Annotated in this window: 9 protein-coding genes, 3 rRNA genes and 1 pseudogene; 9 read left to right on the forward strand and 4 right to left on the reverse strand. The window is 66.4% G+C overall.

The genetic code is table 11. The features are described from left to right. Positions 1–87 precede the first annotated feature (87 nt). Positions 88–1,014 carry an alpha/beta fold hydrolase gene (locus MUN74_RS09965; protein ID WP_244851912.1) on the forward strand — a complete coding sequence of 309 codons (927 nt, stop codon included), beginning with the start codon at positions 88–90 and terminating at the stop codon, positions 1,012–1,014. Between the two features lie 27 nt (positions 1,015–1,041). On the opposite strand, the gene MUN74_RS09970 is transcribed toward MUN74_RS09965, so the two are convergent. Beyond that, complete coding sequence (locus tag MUN74_RS09970; RefSeq protein WP_244851913.1) at positions 1,042–2,478, reverse strand: PucR family transcriptional regulator; 1,437 nt, start codon at positions 2,476–2,478, stop codon at positions 1,042–1,044. 137 nt (positions 2,479–2,615) lie between these two features. Here MUN74_RS09970 and MUN74_RS09975 point away from each other — a divergent pair, with 137 nt between their 5' ends. The 5 genes from MUN74_RS09975 (at position 2,616) to rrf (ending at position 11,302) form a co-directional block, all read left to right on the forward strand. Then, positions 2,616–3,713 carry an alcohol dehydrogenase catalytic domain-containing protein gene (locus tag MUN74_RS09975; RefSeq protein ID WP_244851914.1) on the forward strand — a complete coding sequence of 366 codons (1,098 nt, stop codon included), beginning with the start codon at positions 2,616–2,618 and terminating at the stop codon, positions 3,711–3,713. Positions 3,714–3,836: 123 nt separating this feature from the next. Then, positions 3,837–5,210 carry an APC family permease gene (locus MUN74_RS09980; protein WP_370647379.1) on the forward strand — a complete coding sequence of 458 codons (1,374 nt, stop codon included), beginning with the start codon at positions 3,837–3,839 and terminating at the stop codon, positions 5,208–5,210. Positions 5,211–5,905: 695 nt separating this feature from the next. Continuing rightward, positions 5,906–7,434 (forward strand): 16S ribosomal RNA (locus tag MUN74_RS09985). A 456-nt stretch (positions 7,435–7,890) separates the two neighbouring features. Then, positions 7,891–10,996: ribosomal RNA gene (locus MUN74_RS09990) — 23S ribosomal RNA — on the forward strand. Between the two features lie 189 nt (positions 10,997–11,185). Further along, positions 11,186–11,302 (forward strand): 5S ribosomal RNA (gene rrf / locus MUN74_RS09995). The 16S, 23S and 5S rRNA genes sit together here, the layout of an rRNA operon. 114 nt (positions 11,303–11,416) lie before the next feature. Here the strand turns inward: rrf and MUN74_RS10000 are convergent. Next, positions 11,417–12,295, reverse strand: a complete 879-nt coding sequence (locus tag MUN74_RS10000; RefSeq protein WP_244851916.1) for a DMT family transporter — start codon at positions 12,293–12,295, stop codon at positions 11,417–11,419. 37 nt (positions 12,296–12,332) lie between these two features. Here MUN74_RS10000 and MUN74_RS10005 point away from each other — a divergent pair. After that, positions 12,333–13,750: pseudogene (locus MUN74_RS10005) on the forward strand (aminotransferase-like domain-containing protein). Between the two features lie 31 nt (positions 13,751–13,781). Here MUN74_RS10005 and MUN74_RS10010 read toward each other — a convergent pair. Beyond that, entirely contained in the window at positions 13,782–14,486 is a 705-nt protein-coding gene (locus MUN74_RS10010; RefSeq protein ID WP_244856415.1) for a YceI family protein, read from the reverse strand. Between the two features lie 119 nt (positions 14,487–14,605). On the opposite strand from MUN74_RS10010, the gene MUN74_RS10015 reads away from it, so the two are divergent. Next, on the forward strand, positions 14,606–15,136 hold the full coding sequence (locus MUN74_RS10015; RefSeq protein ID WP_244851917.1) for a hypothetical protein: 531 nt from the start codon (positions 14,606–14,608) through the stop codon (positions 15,134–15,136). 2 nt (positions 15,137–15,138) lie between these two features. On the opposite strand, the gene MUN74_RS10020 is transcribed toward MUN74_RS10015, so the two are convergent. Next, the gene (locus tag MUN74_RS10020; protein ID WP_244851918.1) at positions 15,139–16,182 is read right to left on the reverse strand and encodes an LLM class flavin-dependent oxidoreductase; all 1,044 of its coding nucleotides are present in this window, start codon (positions 16,180–16,182) and stop codon (positions 15,139–15,141) included. Between the two features lie 159 nt (positions 16,183–16,341). On the opposite strand from MUN74_RS10020, the gene MUN74_RS10025 reads away from it, so the two are divergent. Then, a complete protein-coding gene (locus MUN74_RS10025) occupies positions 16,342–18,468 on the forward strand; it encodes a M64 family metallopeptidase (RefSeq protein WP_244851919.1) in 2,127 nt (708 codons plus the stop codon). The last annotated feature ends 14 nt before the right edge of the window (positions 18,469–18,482 follow it).

Genomic DNA, 18,482 nt, shown 5'->3' on the forward strand with positions numbered 1-18,482 from the left:
GGGCATCGGAAAACCGATGGCGGGTATCGTCCGCGCAGTACCCTGACTGCACGGGCCAGGGCCCGAGCGCATCGGGACGGAGTCGACATGACCACCTCGGCAGCATCAGGGCAGCGGGCGGGTGAACGCTTCCTCGAGGCGGAACGTCGCCTCTGGGTCGATCACGCGGGGCGCGAGCCCGGCACGCAGCTGATCGAGCTGCCGACGCTCCGGTCCCGGGTGCGGCTGTTCGAGTTCGGCGAGGGGGCGACACTGCTGTTCCTGCACGGCGGACCGAGCGCCGCGTCGTGCTGGGCCCCGCTCGTCGGCCGGCTCACCGGGTTCCGCTGCGTGCTGATCGAGCGGCCCGGCTGCGGGCTGAGCGAGTCCGCGCAAGCCCGCATGAGCGTGCGCGAGCACGGGGCAGCGCTGCTCGCCGATGTGCTCGCCGCCCTGCCCGCTCCGCCGATCGCCGTCGTCGCGAACTCGTTCGGCTCCTTCCTCTCGCTCGCCCACGAACTCTCGCATCCCGGCGTCGTGCCGCGCTACCTGCACTTCGGATGCCCGGCACCGTCGCCCGGGTCGCGGGTGCCGCCGTCGTTCGTGCCGTCGATGATCCCCGGGCTGAACGCGGTGCTGCGGCGGCTCAGCACCTGGACGGCGGACTCGAGCCTGCGCAACTTCACCGTGATGGGCCACGACCGGGACGCGATGTCGCGCCCCGCCCTCGCCTCGTTCCTGCGCTGGTACACGGCGCTCATGACGTTGACGCCGACGCGGGCGAACGATCAGCGACTCTTCGGGCGGATCCGACCCCGCGATGCGCTCAGACCTGATCAGCTCGCCGTCGCCGACGTGCCGATGCACTTCTTCTGGGGGCGAGACGACACATTCGGGGGCGAGCGCGCGGCCCGGCGGTTGACCTCACTGATCGCCGGGTCGGAGCTGCAGATGATCGACGGCGGCCACCTGCCGTGGCTCGATGACCCGGCTGCGGCCGCGGAGTTCGTGAGGCGAGTGCTCGACGGGCGTTGAGCGGTCCGACACATCGGCGAACCGGTGTCAGCGCTCGAGCGCGCGCACCGCGAGCCAGGCGGCGGTACGGTCGTCGGGGCTCGACATCGAGAGCCCCGTGAGCTCCTCGATGCGGAGGAGGCGCGACGCGAGCGTCTGCCGGTGCACGCCGAGCACTGCAGCGGTGGCGCCGAGCGCGCCGTGCTCGGCGAGGTAGGCCCGCAGCGTGCGGGTGAGCTCGCCGTGCCCGCCGTCGGCATCGCGCAGCGGATCGAGCAGTTCGCCGATGCGCGACGTCGTGTCGCCGTCGAGCTGCTCGAGCACGTAGGCGACCGTCGGCAGCGACCGGTATCGCACGACCGTGCGCCCGTCGGCCACGGCGGCCTCGTGCGCCTGCCGTGCCTGGCCCGCACTGCGGGCGAGCGCGTCGGTCGCCGCCGCCGAGCCGAGGCCGAGTCGCAGCACCGACCGGCCGTCGATCGCGAACTCCTCGACGCGACGGGCGAACGCGTCGACCTGGTCGTCGCGCAGGAACCCCAGCACGCGCTCGTGCGCCTCGGTCACGACGTGCACGGCGCCGAGCTCGTCGAGCCAGCGCGTGACGAGGCGTTCGAGGTCGACCGCCTTCGACCGGCTCGACAGGGCGAAGGCGGTCAGACTGCGCTCCCGCACGCCCCAGCGGCGCAGCAGGTCGGTCGCCTCGCCGCCGCCGGCGAGCAGCGTGTCGACCATGACCGCACGGCCGAGTCGCTCGGTGCCGGAGTGGTCGTGCGTGCGCAGCACGAGGTCGAGGAGTGCCGCCGCCTGGGAGGCGAGATCGCGGCTGCGGCTCGTCGACCCCTCGCGCGACGCGATCACGAGGTGGGCCGTGAGGTCTTCGCCGGGGCCGACCGGGTGCACCTGCAGTCCGGGGTGGCGCACCCGCACCGGCCGGTTGAACGCGACCGCGATCGCGTCCTGCACGTGCAGTCCGCCGGCGCCGGCCGTCGTGATCACCTGGCCGTGCACGTCGACGAGCACCGCCCAGCCGTCGACGCGGTGCGCGAGCTCGGCGATCACGGCCTTCGCGCCGCCTCGGCGGGCGACCTGGGTGAGCACCTTCGTGCCGGTCGTCACGAGGCGGTCCTCGGCGGCCTGATCGGAGGCCAGCAGGGCGACGAGCACCGGAAGCAGCGCCTCGGGTGAGGGGGTCGCGCCGACGAGCGCCGTGGCGCCGGCGGCGGCCAGTGCCGCCCGAAGCTCGACCGAGTCGTGCGCGGTCACGAGCACCGAGGCCGCGAGCTCCGCGGCGCGGTCGTCACCGGCGCCCACGGCCGCCGAGAGCTCGTCCGGAGCCCCGACGACGAGGGTCGCGAACGCCGGGTGGCCCACGACGGCGAAGTCGGCGAGCGGCACTGCGGAATCCACCGGCACGGAACCGTCGAACCGGCCCGGCACGAGGTCGGCCCCGAGGTGCAGGGCGATGGAGTCGAGTCGGCGGGCCACCTCAGGATTGTACGAAATGTCCAGTGAGTGGATGCTGCTTCACACTTCTTCGCAATGACGTGGCCGGCGCCGACTGCCTACCATCGGCATGCCCGGGCACGAGTTCCCGTCCGGGTGAACGATCCGAAGGAGCATCCATGAAAGCCATCGTCTTCCGTCAGCCGGAGACGCCGATCGAGGTCGCCGACGTCGACCTGGCCGCGCCGAAGGCCGGCGAGGTGCGGGTGAAGATCGCCGCGGCCGGGGTCTGCCACTCCGACCTGCACGTGAAGCGCGGTGAGTGGGATGCACCGGCGCCGCTCGTCATGGGCCACGAGGGCTCGGGCGTCGTCGTCGAGCTCGGCGAGGGCGTCACGTCGCTCGCCGTCGGCGACCACGTCGTGCTCAGCTGGGTGCCGCCGTGCGGCGAGTGCCGGTACTGCCGCTCGGGTCACGAAGCGCGCTGCCAGAAGGTCGCGACGGTCGTCGCCCCGAAGGGCGTGCTGTTCGACGGCACCTCGCGCCTGTCGTCCGGCGACGAGTCGCTGCACCACTACCTCGGCGTCTCGTCGTTCGCCGAAGAGGTGATCGTGCCCGCCTCGGGCGCCGTGAAGGTGCGCGACGACGCCCCGCTCGACGTCATCGCGGTCGTCGGCTGCGCCGTCGCGACCGGCGTCGGAGCCGTGCTCAACACCGCCGCCGTCGAGCCCGGTTCGACGGTCGCCGTGATCGGCTGCGGCGGCGTCGGCCTCAACGTCGTGCAGGGTGCGAAGCTCGCCGGCGCGGAGCGCATCGTCGCGATCGACGTACTGCCCGAGAAGACCCAGCTCGCCCTGCAGTTCGGCGCCACCGACCGCATCGACGCCTCGCAGGGCGACGCGGTCGAACAGCTCATGGAACTCATCCCCGACGGCGTCGACTACGCCTTCGACGCGATCGGTCGCACCGTGACGACCGAGCAGGCGATCCGCATGCTCGGGCTCGGCGGCGCCGCCGTCATCGTCGGCCTGCCGCCGACGGGTGCCAAGGCGTCGTTCGAGCCCCTCGTGCTCGCCGAGGCCGACCAGCGGATCCTCGGCTCGAACTACGGCTCGGTGCGCCCCTCGATCGACATCCCCGCGCTCGTCGACCGCTACATGGACGGCCAGCTGAAGCTCGACCCGCTGATCTCGGCGCGCCGGCCGCTCGCCGAGGCCGCCGAGGCGTTCGACGACCTCGAGTCCGGCGAGGCGCTGCGCACCCTGCTCATCCCGTAACTCCGCCCACCCCATCCGCCCGATCGCACCACCCGACTCATTGGAGAGTTGCCCATGTCAGCCCCCACCCAGACCGACGTCCCCGCGTCGGCACCCGTCGACGCCGGGCTCCGCCGCGGCGTCATGAGCGGGCCCGAGCTCGCGGCCCAGGCCATCGCCAACATCGCCCCGAGCGCGGTCATCGCGTTCACCGCCGCCGGCATCTACATCGGCGCCGGCAACGGCACGATGCTCTCGTTCGTGCTCGCGACGCTCGTGATCCTCGCGGTCGGCTACTGCGTCGCGGTGTTCGCGAAGCGGCACGCCTCGGCCGGCTCGCTCTACACCTACGTCGCGAAGGGCCTCGGTCCGTTCGGTGCCTACCTCGCGGGCATCGCGTTGCTCGTCGGCTGCTGGGGCATCGCGGCCGGCTCGCTCGGCGGCGCGGTCTCGTACATGAACCAGTTCCTCGTGCTCATCGGCATCCCGGCCGAGGGCGTGGGCTGGTCGATGGCGCTCGCCGTGGTCCTCGGCGGCCTCGCCACGCTCTTCACGATCCGCGGCATCCGCCTGTCGGCACGCGTCTCGCTCGTGCTCGAGCTCGTCTCGGTGACGATCATCCTGATCCTGCTCATCCTTGCGCTCGTCTGGGCCGGCCCGGCCGCCTGGGACCCGGCGCAGTTCTCGCTCGACGGCGTTCCGTTCCAGGGCGTCGCGGCGGGCATGGTGCTCGGCATCCTGGGCTTCGTCGGCTTCTCGTCGGCCGATGCCCTCGGCCGGGAGGCGAAGAACCCCTACACCGCGATCCCGCGAGCCATCATGTGGAGCGCCGTGACCGTCGGCATCCTCTACGTGTTCTCCGCGTACACCCAGATCGCCCTCCTCGGCGAGGACCTCGCGACCGTCGCGAGCCCGCTCGAGGCCATCGCGACGAAGATCGGCATGCCGACGTGGTTCGCCCCGATCCTGACGTTCGGCGTCGGCGCCTCGTTCTTCGCCGTCGTCGTGGCCCCGCTCAACGTCGTCGGCCGCATCGTCTACGTGATGGGCAAGGAGGGCGTCGTCGCCGAGCGGTTCGGCCGCACGCACGAGACGCATCTCACGCCGCACCGCGTGCTGCTCATCGCCGGACCCGCGGCGATCGCGCTCGACCTCGTGCTGCTGGCGCTCGGAGTGAACCCGATGGACATCGTCGTGTGGGTCGACACCTACGGCACCTACGGGTACATGGTCGCGTACGCGCTCGTCGCCATCGCCTGCGTCGCGTACACGCGTCGCGAGAACATGCGCAACGGACTCGTGTGGTTCTGCGCCGTCGTGTCGGTCGGGGCCATGGCCTACGTGTTCTTCGCGAACGTGTGGCCGGTGCCGGCGTGGCCGCTCAACGTGATCCCGTACCTGTTCCTCGTCACGATGATCGCGGCGATCGCCTGGTACCTGCATCTCGCCAAGCGACGCCCCGAGGTGATCGCGAACATCGGCAACACCGAGACCGATGCGCTCGAGGGCGTCGGCTGACGCGACCCGCTGCGCTCGACGGCGTCCCTCCGGATCGGAGGGGCGCCGTTCTCGTGCGTGCCGTGGGAAGCGCTCCGGCGGGATCCGGGTGGGCTGAGCCGGGCCGGCTGCGGATGCGTCGACCCGCCGGCACGCGAGGCGATGCAGGCCGTGACGGGCCGGCTGAGCCGCGCGGCGGATCGCCCGCAGGACCGCGCGACACGCCCGGGATGCACGGCCGATTTGTCGCTTGGCGGGTCGGCCGCGTAGATTCTTTCTTGTCGCCACGGCGGAGCGGAAAGCGAGAAGCTGACCGGCCGCGAAGACGATGATCTTAGCCAAATAACCTCGAAGGCGCAGTATTGCGACTCGGTGATTTCAAGCCTAAGATGAAACTCCACCTCGACTGATGTCACAGCTTCTGGCTGATGGCGATCTCGCATGTGATCCGATCGCGTATCGGAGGCCGGCGAAGAGGTGGTATGTTAGACAGGTTGCCCTGAGGGCAGGTCGAAGAGACTGAAACTCGGGTGCGTCCGTTCCTTGAGAACTCAACAGCGTGCACTATGTTCAATGCCAATTTATTGAACCCCGACCTCGCCTTTTGGTGGGGGACGGATTCCTTTGATTGATGGACAATTTGATTTTTTGAAGTCAGTTGTTTCTCTGTCAGTGATTTGAACTCCCTGATGCCTTTGGGTGTTGGGAACCATTTTTTTTTGGAGAGTTTGATCCTGGCTCAGGACGAACGCTGGCGGCGTGCTTAACACATGCAAGTCGAACGATGAACCAGAAGCTTGCTTTTGGGGATTAGTGGCGAACGGGTGAGTAACACGTGAGTAACCTGCCCTGGACTCTGGGATAACCCCGAGAAATCGGAGCTAATACCGGATAGGACCTTGCACCGCATGGTGTGGGGTGGAAAGTTTTTCGGTCTGGGATGGACTCGCGGCCTATCAGCTTGTTGGTGAGGTAATGGCTCACCAAGGCGTCGACGGGTAGCCGGCCTGAGAGGGTGACCGGCCACACTGGGACTGAGACACGGCCCAGACTCCTACGGGAGGCAGCAGTGGGGAATATTGCACAATGGGCGCAAGCCTGATGCAGCAACGCCGCGTGCGGGATGACGGCCTTCGGGTTGTAAACCGCTTTTAGTAAGGAAGAAGGGGCTTCGGCCTTGACGGTACTTGCAGAAAAAGGACCGGCTAACTACGTGCCAGCAGCCGCGGTAATACGTAGGGTCCGAGCGTTGTCCGGAATTATTGGGCGTAAAGAGCTCGTAGGCGGTTTGTCGCGTCTGCTGTGAAATCCCGAGGCTCAACCTCGGGCCTGCAGTGGGTACGGGCAGACTTGAGTGGTGTAGGGGAGACTGGAATTCCTGGTGTAGCGGTGGAATGCGCAGATATCAGGAGGAACACCGATGGCGAAGGCAGGTCTCTGGGCACTTACTGACGCTGAGGAGCGAAAGCGTGGGGAGCGAACAGGATTAGATACCCTGGTAGTCCACGCCGTAAACGTTGGGCGCTAGATGTGGGGACCTTTCCACGGTTTCCGTGTCGTAGCTAACGCATTAAGCGCCCCGCCTGGGGAGTACGGCCGCAAGGCTAAAACTCAAAGGAATTGACGGGGGCCCGCACAAGCGGCGGAGCATGCGGATTAATTCGATGCAACGCGAAGAACCTTACCAAGGCTTGACATACACGAGAACGGGCCAGAAATGGTCAACTCTTTGGACACTCGTGAACAGGTGGTGCATGGTTGTCGTCAGCTCGTGTCGTGAGATGTTGGGTTAAGTCCCGCAACGAGCGCAACCCTCGTCGCATGTTGCCAGCACGTAATGGTGGGAACTCATGTGAGACTGCCGGGGTCAACTCGGAGGAAGGTGGGGATGACGTCAAATCATCATGCCCCTTATGTCTTGGGCTTCACGCATGCTACAATGGCCGGTACAAAGGGCTGCGATGTCGTAAGGCGGAGCGAATCCCAAAAAGCCGGTCTCAGTTCGGATTGAGGTCTGCAACTCGACCTCATGAAGTCGGAGTCGCTAGTAATCGCAGATCAGCAACGCTGCGGTGAATACGTTCCCGGGCCTTGTACACACCGCCCGTCAAGTCATGAAAGTCGGTAACACCCGAAGCCGGTGGCCTAACCCTTGTGGAGGGAGCCGTCGAAGGTGGGATCGGTGATTAGGACTAAGTCGTAACAAGGTAGCCGTACCGGAAGGTGCGGCTGGATCACCTCCTTTCTAAGGAGCAACTCGGAAGTCTTCGGGCTTTCGCAGTGCACCAGATCAAGACCGAATGTGTCTTGCTGGTTGCTCATGGGTGGAACATTGACATAGGCATCCGGGCTGATGGTTCTGGTTCAGTACGCCGCACTTGTGTGGTTGGAACGACTGGGGTCGGGGGTTTGGGTGCGTGCACGCTGTTGGGTCCTGAGGGACCGGACATGGCCTGTGCTCTTTGTGAGCATTTGGTTGGGAATGGTTTCCCTTCAGGCCTTCATGAAGCCGGCGGTTGCTGGTGGGGTGGGGGTTCTGGCCGTCTGTTGAGAACTACATAGTGGACGCGAGCATCTTAGATTCAGGACTTTGGTCCTGGATCACAAAGATTTCGATCACATGCCTCTTCGGGGGTGTGTGTGACTAATCATTGGTCAATCTCGCACCTTTCGGGGTGCGCGATCGATTCAACTCATGTGATTTCAAGTTTCTAAGAGCAAACGGTGGATGCCTTGGCATCTGGAGCCGAAGAAGGACGTCGTAATCTGCGATAAGCCTCGGGGAGCTGATAAACGAGCTGTGATCCGAGGATTTCCGAATGGGGAAACCCCGCCAGGCCCTTTGGGTGACCTGGTGACTCCCGCCTGAATATATAGGGCGGGTAGAGGGAACGTGGGGAAGTGAAACATCTCAGTACCCACAGGAAGAGAAAACAACCGTGATTCCGTGAGTAGTGGCGAGCGAAAGCGGAAGAGGCTAAACCGGTCATGTGTGATACCCGGCAGGGGTTGCATGGTCGGGGTTGTGGGACCTTTCGGACTGTACTGCCGTGCAGTCACGGTGACGCGTCAGGTATAGACGAACCGGATTGAAAGCCGGACCGGAGTGGGTGTGAGTCCCGTAGTCGAAATGCCTGGCGGCCCGGAGAGGTATCCCAAGTAGCACGGGGCCCGAGAAATCCCGTGTGAATCTGTCAGGACCACCTGATAAGCCTAAATACTCCCAGATGACCGATAGCGGACAAGTACCGTGAGGGAAAGGTGAAAAGTACCCCGGGAGGGGAGTGAAATAGTACCTGAAACCGTTTGCTTACAAACCGTTGGAGCCTCCTTGTTGGGGTGACAGCGTGCCTTTTGAAGAATGAGCCTGCGAGTTAGTGATCTGTGGCGAGGTTAACCCGTGTGGGGTAGCCGTAGCGAAAGCGAGTCTGAATAGGGCGATTCAGTCGCAGGTCCTAGACCCGAAGCGAAGTGATCTATCCATGGCCAGGTTGAAGCGACGGTAAGACGTCGTGGAGGACCGAACCCACTTCAGTTGAAAATGGAGGGGATGAGCTGTGGATAGGGGTGAAAGGCCAATCAAACTTCGTGATAGCTGGTTCTCTCCGAAATGCATTTAGGTGCAGCGTTGCGTGTTTCTTGCCGGAGGTAGAGCTACTGGATGGCCGATGGGCCTCAACAGGTTACTGACGTCAGCCAAACTCCGAATGCCGGTAAGTGAGAGCGCAGCAGTGAGACGGTGGGGGATAAGCTTCATCGTCGAGAGGGAAACAACCCAGACCACCAACTAAGGTCCCTAAGCGCGTGCTAAGTGGGAAAGGATGTGGAGTTGCACAGACAACCAGGAGGTTGGCTTAGAAGCAGCCACCCTTGAAAGAGTGCGTAATAGCTCACTGGTCAAGTGATTCCGCGCCGACAATGTAACGGGGCTCAAGCACGCCACCGAAGTTGTGGCATTGACATTTGTGGTAGGCCTTCGTGGTCCAGCCGTGTTGATGGGTAGGAGAGCGTCGTGTGCCGGGTGAAGCGGCGGTGGAAACCAGCCGTGGACGGCACACGAGTGAGAATGCAGGCATGAGTAGCGAAAGACGGGTGAGAAACCCGTCCTCCGGAAGACCAAGGGTTCCAGGGTCAAGCTAATCTGCCCTGGGTAAGTCGGGACCTAAGGCGAGGCCGACAGGCGTAGTCGATGGACAACGGGTTGATATTCCCGTACCGGCGAAGAACCGCCCACATGAAATCAGGAGTGCTAAGCATCCCAAGACACGTGGATCCCTTCGGGGACGATCGTGAGGCGGCATGCGACCCCATCTGGTGGAGTGAGCGTATTAACAGGTGTGACGCAGGAAGGTAGCCCAGCCCGGGCGATGGTTGACCCGGGGCAAGCGTGTAGGCCGAACCGTAGGCAAATCCGCGGTTCATCATGGCTGAGACGTGATGCGGATGAAAAGTGGGTGATCCTATGCTGCCGAGAAAAGCATCGACGCGAGGTTCTAGCCGCCCGTACCCCAAACCGACTCAGGTGGTCAGGTAGAGAATACTAAGGAGATCGAGAGAATCGTGGTTAAGGAACTCGGCAAAATGCCCCCGTAACTTCGGGAGAAGGGGGGCCTGAGGCGTGAACGGACTTGCTCCGGGAAGCGCTGCAGGGCCGCAGAGACCAGTGGGAAGCGACTGTTTACTAAAAACACAGGTCCGTGCCAAGTCGCAAGACGATGTATACGGACTGACGCCTGCCCGGTGCTGGAAGGTTAAGAGGACCGGTTAGCCGCAAGGCGAAGCTGAGAATTTAAGCCCCAGTAAACGGCGGTGGTAACTATAACCATCCTAAGGTAGCGAAATTCCTTGTCGGGTAAGTTCCGACCTGCACGAATGGCGTAACGACTTCCCAGCTGTCTCAACCGCGAACTCGGCGAAATTGCAGTACGAGTAAAGATGCTCGTTACGCGCAGAAGGACGGAAAGACCCCGTGACCTTTACTACAGCTTGGTATTGGTGTTCGGTGTGGCTTGTGTAGGATAGGTGGGAGACTGTGAAGCTGGCACGCTAGTGTCGGTGGAGTCGTTGTTGAAATACCACTCTGGTCACTCTGGATATCTAACTTCGAACCGTGATCCGGTTCAGGGACAGTGCCTGGTGGGTAGTTTAACTGGGGCGGTTGCCTCCCAAAAAGTAACGGAGGCGCCCAAAGGTTCCCTCAACCTGGTTGGCAATCAGGTGGCGAGTGTAAGTGCACAAGGGAGCTTGACTGTGAGACTGACAGGTCGAGCAGGGACGAAAGTCGGGACTAGTGATCCGGCAGTGGCTTGTGGAAGCGCTGTCGCTCAACGGATAAAAGGTACCTCGGGGATAACAGGCTGATCTTGCCCAAGAGTCCATATCGACGGCATGGTTTGGCACCTCGATGTCGGCTCGTCGCATCCTGGGGCTGGAGTAGGTCCCAAGGGTTGGGCTGTTCGCCCATTAAAGCGGTACGCGAGCTGGGTTTAGAACGTCGTGAGACAGTTCGGTCCCTATCCTCTGCGCGCGCAGGAAATTTGAGAGGATCTGACCCTAGTACGAGAGGACCGGGTTGGACGAACCTCTGGTGTGCCAGTTGTTCCGCCAGGAGCACCGCTGGTTAGCTACGTTCGGAATGGATAACCGCTGAAAGCATCTAAGCGGGAAGCCGGCCTCAAGATGAGATTTCCATCCCCCTCGGGGGGAGAGGCTCCCAGCCAGACGACTGGGTTGATAGGCCGGATGTGGAAGACAGGACTAACGACTGTCGGAGCTGACCGGTACTAATAAGCCGACAACTTGATAATCACTACACCCACACGATTTGAACTCATTCAAGTAAAGGCCGTGTGCGTGGCCCTGATGACTCGCGTCCACTCTGTGGTTCCCAACAGACGGAAACACAACAACTCAACACAGACACACACCCCCACCAGGGTGTGTGCACCGAGACCACCAAACCCACCCCCACAGGGTGCACCGTTTGGTTCTAGAGTTTCGGCGGCCATAGCGCGAGGGAAACGCCCGGACACATTCCGAACCCGGAAGCTAAGACTCGCAGCGCCGATGGTACTGCAGGGGGGACCCTGTGGGAGAGTAGGACACCGCCGGACATCATTTCGAGAAGAGCCGCCAGCAGAGATGCTGGCGGCTCTTCTTGGTTTAACGCGTCGCTCGAAGAGCCGGTGATCACGCGGCTCGCTCGAGCCTGCGATCAACGCGTAGCGCTATCGCGAAACGAGACGTGTGCGTACCGCGAGGCCGGCACACGCGACGACGGCGACACCGCCGAGCAGCGTCGCCCAGCCGACCGGCTCCCCGAGCAGGAGCGCGGCCCAGGCGATGTTCATGACGGGCTGCACGAGCTGCACCTGGCTGACCTGGGCCATCGGGCCGATCGCCAGGCCGCGGTACCACGCGAAGAACCCGAGGAACATGCTGACGACCGCGAGGTAGGCGAATGCGAGCCACTCGACGGGCGTCGCCGTCGGCGGTTGCTGCGCCACTGAGACGATCGTGAGGACGAGCATCAGCGGGGCTGCGACAATGAGCGCCCACGACACCGTCTGCCACGAGCCGAGCTCGCGTGCGAGGAGACCGCCCTCGGCGTAGCCGACCGCAGCCGCCACGACTGCGCCGAAGAGCAGCAGGTCCGACCACTGCAGGGCGCCCGTTCCGCCGTGCTGCACGGAGGCGAAGACGATCGCCGCGGCAGCGCCGAGCAGGGCGAAGACCCAGAACGACCGGGCGGGCCGCTCTCCGCCGCGGATCACCGCCATGACTGCGGTCGCCGCCGGGAGCAGCCCGACCACCACGGCCGCATGGCTGGCCGGCGCCGTGGTGAGGGCGAAGGAGCTCAGCATCGGGAATCCGATCACGACGCCGCCGGCGACGATCGCGAGCCGGGCCCACTGCAGCGTCGACGGCATGCGTTGACGCGCGATCGTGAGCACGGCGGCGGCCAGCGCGGCAGCGACGACGGCTCGCGCCGAGCCGATGAAGAGGGGCGAGAGCCCGCCGACCGCGACCCGGGTGAACGGCAGGGTGAACGAGAACGCCGTGACGCCGAGCAGTCCCCACCAGAGTCCGGCGCGGCCGGATAGCATTGCCGCGCGGCCGGGGATAACGCTACTCTGTCCTGTCATGAGTCAGAGTAGCACCGAGCGCATCGTGGCCGGCCTTCGCGCCTGGATGGCGACGGTGCCGCCCGGCGCCAGGGTGCCCTCGAACCGCGAGCTGACCGCCGAGTACGGTGCGAGTCCGGTGACGGTGCAGAAGGCGATGCGCCGGCTCGGCGCGCTCGGTCTCGTCGAGAGCCGGCCGGGGTGGGCACCTTCGTGCTGGCGACGCGCACGCTGCGACCGGCCGACTACGGCTGGCAGGCGGGGGCCCTGGGCGTGCCGGCCTCGCGGTTGGCCGGCTTGCCGTCGATGCAACGGCCGCACTCACCCGACGCGATCACGCTCCACTCGGGGTATCCGTCCCCCGAGCTCCTGCCCGAGCGTGCGGTTCGACAGGCACTCGTGCGCGCTGCACGCACCGACGCGATCGTTACCCGTTCGCCGGCCGCCGGCCTGCCCGAGCTGCGGGCGTGGTTCGCGAGCGAGCTCGCATCGGCGACGCCGGCCGGGATCGCGACGGCGTCGGCACGAGACGTCGTGGTCACGGCCGGCAGCCAGAGCGCACTCAGCTCGATCTTCCGGGCGCTCGTCGGGCCGGGTCGGCCGCTGCTCATCGAGTCGCCGAGCTACTGGGGCGCCATGCTCGCCGCAGATCAGGCCGGCGTCGAGCTCGTGCCGGTGTCGACGGGCGAGGCCGGTCCCGACCCCGACGAGATCGAGCGGGCGTTTGCCCGGACGGGGGCACGCGCCTTCTACGCGCAGCCGAGCTTCGCGAACCCGACCGGGGCGAGCTGGCCGGCGGAGACGGGCCGTGCCGTGCTCGAGATCGTGCGCCGGCACGGCGCATTCCTCATCGAGGACGACTGGGCGCACGACCTCGGCATCGACGCCGACGCCCGGCCGCTCGCCGCTCTCGACGACGACGGCCACGTGATCCGCGTGCGCTCGCTCACGAAGAGCGTCTCGCCGGCGCTGCGGGTCGGAGCCGTCATCGCGCGCGGGCCGGCGCGCGAACGCATCCTCGCCGACCGGGCGGCGGAGGCCATGTACGTGAGCGGAGTGCTGCAGGCCGCCGCGCTCGACGTCGTGACGCAGCCGGGCTGGACGACGCACCTCCATCGCCTTCGCGAGCAGTTGCGTCAGCGTCGCGACCTGCTCGTGCAGAGCCTGCGCGAGTTCGCGCCCGCCGCGCACGTCGCGGGCGTCCCCGCCGGTGGGCTGAACCTCTGGGTGCGCCTGCCCGACGGCGTCGACGTCGATCATCTCGCCGCCGAGACCGCGACGAACGGGCTCGTCATCGCTCCGGGGCGCGAGTGGTTCCCGGCTGAGCCGACGGCGCCGTACGTGCGACTCAACTACGCAGGCGAGGACCCCGCACGGTTCGCGGAGGCGGCGCGCATCCTCGGCGACTGCCTCGAGCGGGCGCCCCGGGGGGCGTGATCGACGGGTCGGCTCCGCGCAGCGGAGCGGATCAGCCGCGCTCGAGCGCGAGCGAGAACTCGACGAACCCGTCGGGCTCGACCGAGACGAAGCCGAGATTCGGTGCCTCCACCCCGTAGTCGGCGAACGTGATCGGGATGCTGCCGGCGACCTGGCCGGTCGTGCCGTCGAGCACCGCCTCGAGTTCGACGGTCACGGGCTTCGTGACTCCCGCGAGCGTGAGCTCGCCGGTCGCGGTGACCTGGTGCACGTCGCCGACCGACGGTGCCTCGGCGACCGAGATCGGCTCGGTGAGCACGAACGTCGCCGTCGGGAACTCGTCGGTGCGCAGCGCCGTCGTGCGGAAGTAGTCGTCGCGGTTCGCCGAGTCGGTCTCGATCGACGCGACGTCGACGGTGAACTCCGCGCTCCGCAGCGTGAGCGCGTCGACCGTGAGGGTTCCGTCGACCTCATCGGTGCGGCCGGTCACCGTGACGTCGGTGCCGTTGAGCACCTCGTCGACGCGGTAGCCCGCGAACGAGCCGTCGGCCACGACCCACTCGCCGCTGAGATCGGTCGGGACAGCGGCATCCGGATCGCTCGAAGCCGACGGGGAGGCGGTGACGCGAGGGGCCGCGTCGGCCTCGCCGACGATGAGGTCGCGGTACACGATCGGCCCGGCGATCGCGGCGGTCGCACCGAGCACGAGGGCTCCGGCGACGATCGAGGCGGTGATGATCTTCGTGCGCTTCTGCATGCGGCTCCAGGTCGAGGCGAGGGGTCGTCGGACTTCGAGCATGTCGTACGAACGTATGAGAACGCATGGAATCGGCCGGGAAGGTTCCAACATGACGGTGGATGTCGCAGACTTGCGCCATGAGCGACGACGATGCCGCGACCGCCGACGCGGGCGACGAGGCCCCGGACGATCCCCACCTCCTCGGGCCGGGCCTGCTGCCGACGCCGTTCACGGCCGACGAGATCCGCGCTGCGAGCGGGACGGGCAAGACCATCCGGCTCGTGGTCGACCTGCCCGACGGCACGAGCTTCGAGCGCGTCAACCGGTTCACCGACCTCGACGACGAGGGCGCCACACTCTCGCAGTGGCGGCTCGGAGTCGACGGCGGCGTCGACGGGCCGGTGACGAGCGAGCGGGTGACCTGGCTCGAGCTGCAGGAGCACGCGGCCTTCCCGGCCGAGCACACGACGCGGGAGACGGAGGTGCTCGACCTCGCGTTCGGTCGGGTCGAGTGCCTGCGCTACGAGGTGCGGCACGAGCCCGAGCACCCGGGAGTCGCGCGATTCTGGTTCGCGCTCGAGCATCCGGGCATGCCCGTGCGCTACGAGGTGCCGACGCCGACCGGTGTGGTCCGCACGAGCGTCGTCTCGATCGACGTCGACGACTGAACTCAGCCGGCGGTCGTCGGCCGCCAGCCGAGGGACGGGGCGACGTGCTCGGCGAACGCCGCGACGAGGCGCAGGTTGAACTCGACGCCGAGCTGGCTCGGGATCGTGAGCATGAGCGTGTCGGCCGACTGGATCGCGGCATCGCGCTGCAGCTGCTCGACGAGCTTGTCGGGCGTGCCGGCGTACGTCTTGCCGAACGTCGAGCGCAGGCCGTCGATGTAGCCGACGCCGTCGCCGTCCTGCCGGCCGCCGAAGTAGAGCTCGTCCTCGGCGGTCGTGATCGGGAAGATCGAGCGGCTCACCGAGGTGCGCGGCTCGCCTTCGTGGCCGGCCTCGCGCCAAGCGGCGCGGAACGCCTCGAGCTGCTGCGCCTGGAGCTCGTCGAACGGGATGCCGCGGTCTTCGGTGAGCAGGGTCGACGACATCAGGTTGACGCCCACGCGGCCCGCCCACTCGGCCGAGTCGCGGTTGCCGGCGCCCCACCAGATGCGCGAGCGGAGCCCCGGCGAATGCGGCTCGATGCGTTGCAGGCCGCCCGTGCCGGTCACGGGACCGGCGAACGGCGACGAACGGTCGGGCTCGGCGAGCCCCTCGCCCTCGATCGCCTGCAGGAACCGGGCGAAGTGGTCGCGCGCGAGGTCGGCGCCGCGCGGATCCTCGGAGCCGGTGTAGCCGAACGTCTCGTAACCGCGTACGACGGTTTCGGGTGATCCCCGGCTCACGCCGAGCGCGAGGCGCCCGCCGGAGATGAGGTCGACGGCTGCGGCATCCTCGGCGAGGTGCAGCGGGTTCTCGTACCGCATGTCGACGACGCCGGTGCCCATCTCGATGCCCTCTGTGCGCGCCGCGATCGCGGCGAGCAGCGTCATCGGCGACGCCTGCTGGCGCGCGAAGTGGTGAACCCGGAAGTAGACGCCGTTGACGCCGAGCTCGTCCATGCCCTGGGCGAGGTCGATCGCCTGCAGCATCGAGTCGGCGGCCGACAGTTCGCGGCCGCCGCCGAGCGGGCCGTAGTGACCGAACGAGAGCGTTCCGAAGCGTTGCATGTCAGGGCCAACGTCGGGCCGTCCGAGTCCATTCCGATGCATGGATGCCGCATCTCAGGGCCTGCCCCGATGTCGCCGTACTGAGTATCCCTCAGGATCATCACGTCAACTCGGAGAGCCGCCGCGGACTCCACGGCGCATCGTGAAAGGCGGACGATCATGGCCGACAGTGTCACGGTCCTGCAGGACGTCGGATCGGGCGGGAAGACCCTCGCGATCCTCGGCGAGGGGTTCGCAGCGGGCGCCGATCAGACGACCTACGACACCTACGTGCGCGACGTCGTGATGAAGCAGGTGTTCGGCGACGGGTACTACAACGAGGACGCCGCGGCCTGGAACATCCGCCGGGTGAACCTCGAATCGGTGCACTCGGGCGCGAGCACGCGCACCTGGAACCTCAACGGCACGCCGTCGAACACTGCGGACGACACCTCGACGGAGATGATCTTCGACACCGCGCTCGGCATCATCTCGAACGGGGAGTGGTGGCACGGCTGGTTCGAGAACGGCGCGAACACCAAGAAGCGCATCGACGACGCCCTCGCGAAGTGGGCGCCGGGCGCGGACTTCACGCTCATCATCGTCAACTCGACGCTGCCGGGCGGCCTTCGCACGGGGTCGGTCCTGAAGGTCACCACCCAGGAGGGCTGGGACGTGATCGCCCACGAGATGGGGCACGGCTTCGGCGACCTCGAGGACGAGTACAGCGCGACCGGCAAGGGCGCCTACTCGTCGGGCGAACCGGCGCGGGTGAACGTCACGATCGAGCGAACGCGCTCGAAGCTGAAGTGGAAGCAATTCGTCGCGGGCACGACGCCCATCCCGACGGGAACGGGCAACGCGGCGGGGTGGACCTCGGGCACGAAGCCGACCGGCTGGGACGACACCTCGGACGCAGGCACCTTCGAGGGCGGCGCGACGTTCGAGCGTGGCATCTTCCGCCCGGTCATCGACTGCCGGATGAACAGCAACACGCCCGACTTCTGCCCGGTCTGCTATACCGAGCTCAAGGACACCTACCACGGCCCTGCGAAGCACAGCTTCTCGCGCATGGTGCCGGGGCGGTTCAGCTCGAGCCTCGGGTCCGAGTTCATCGGCGTCGAGGACCGGGCCCTGACCGTCTACCGCGCCGACGGCCCACGGTGGACGCACAAGCGCACGACGGCCGCGGTCGTGCCCGGGTCGTGGGAGATCCGGCCTGGCGACCGGTACTGGGCCGGCGACTTCGACGGCGACGGCCGAGACGAGCTCGTCGTCTACAACTCGACCGACTGGGTGTTCCCCTATCTCGCGCTCATCAAGGTCGACACCGACGGGCGGATGCGGGTGCTCGCGCGGTACGACGGCGACATCCCCGGCTGGGGCGGCTTCGCACGGAACGACGACTTCCTCGTCGGCGACTTCGACGGCGACGGTCGCGACGACCTGCTCGTCGTGAACTTCGACGACTGGTCGATGCCGTACGTCGCGACGCTCATCTCCACCGGGTCGGGCTTCTTCCAATCGCGCCGCTACGACGGCGACATCCCCGGTTGGGGCGGGCTCGCCCGCCACGACGAGATCATGGTCGTGAACGCGCGCGGCACGAGCCAGGACGACCTGCTCATCTGGAACTCGCGCGACTGGTCGAGCGAGTACCTCGGGCTGTTCCGCAACCAGCGCGGGTCGTTCCGGTGCATCCGGATGTGGGAGGACGACATCCCCGGCTGGGGCGGCTTCGCGGAGCACGACCGGTTCTTCGTCGGCGACTTCGACGGCGACGGCAAGGAGGACCTCTACCTCTTCAACGGATCGGACTGGGCGAAGCCGTACCTCGCGATGTTCCGGTCGACCGGGAGCGACTTCGCGTTCGTGCGCATGTTCGACGGCGACGTACCCGGCTGGGGCGGCATGCGCAGCCACGACCGCTTCATGCCGGCCGACCTCACGGGCGACGGCAAGGTCGACCTGTTCGCCTGGAACATGGACGACTGGTCGCACGACTACGCCGGCCGCATGATCTCGAACGGCTCGAACCTGTCGGCCGACTTCCGCGAGGACTGGGTGGGGGAATGGCGGCTGGGGTCGGTCGACCGGTTCGAACGCGTGCCCGAGCGGCATCGGATCCGGGTCACCACGGGTCTCTCGCAGGCGATCGTGATCGGACCGCTCACGCGGAAGGGACCCGACCGGATCCTGGCCCACAACACCGACTGGATGTCGAGCTTCAGCGGCACCGGGCCGCTCGGCATGAACAGCATCTACAACCGCTGGGTGCACAACTACCGCTTCGGCCGCAACTGGTGAGCCGGGCACGAGGA

It is taken from the genome of Agromyces sp. H17E-10 (assembly GCF_022919715.1).
Classification (GTDB): domain Bacteria; phylum Actinomycetota; class Actinomycetes; order Actinomycetales; family Microbacteriaceae; genus Agromyces.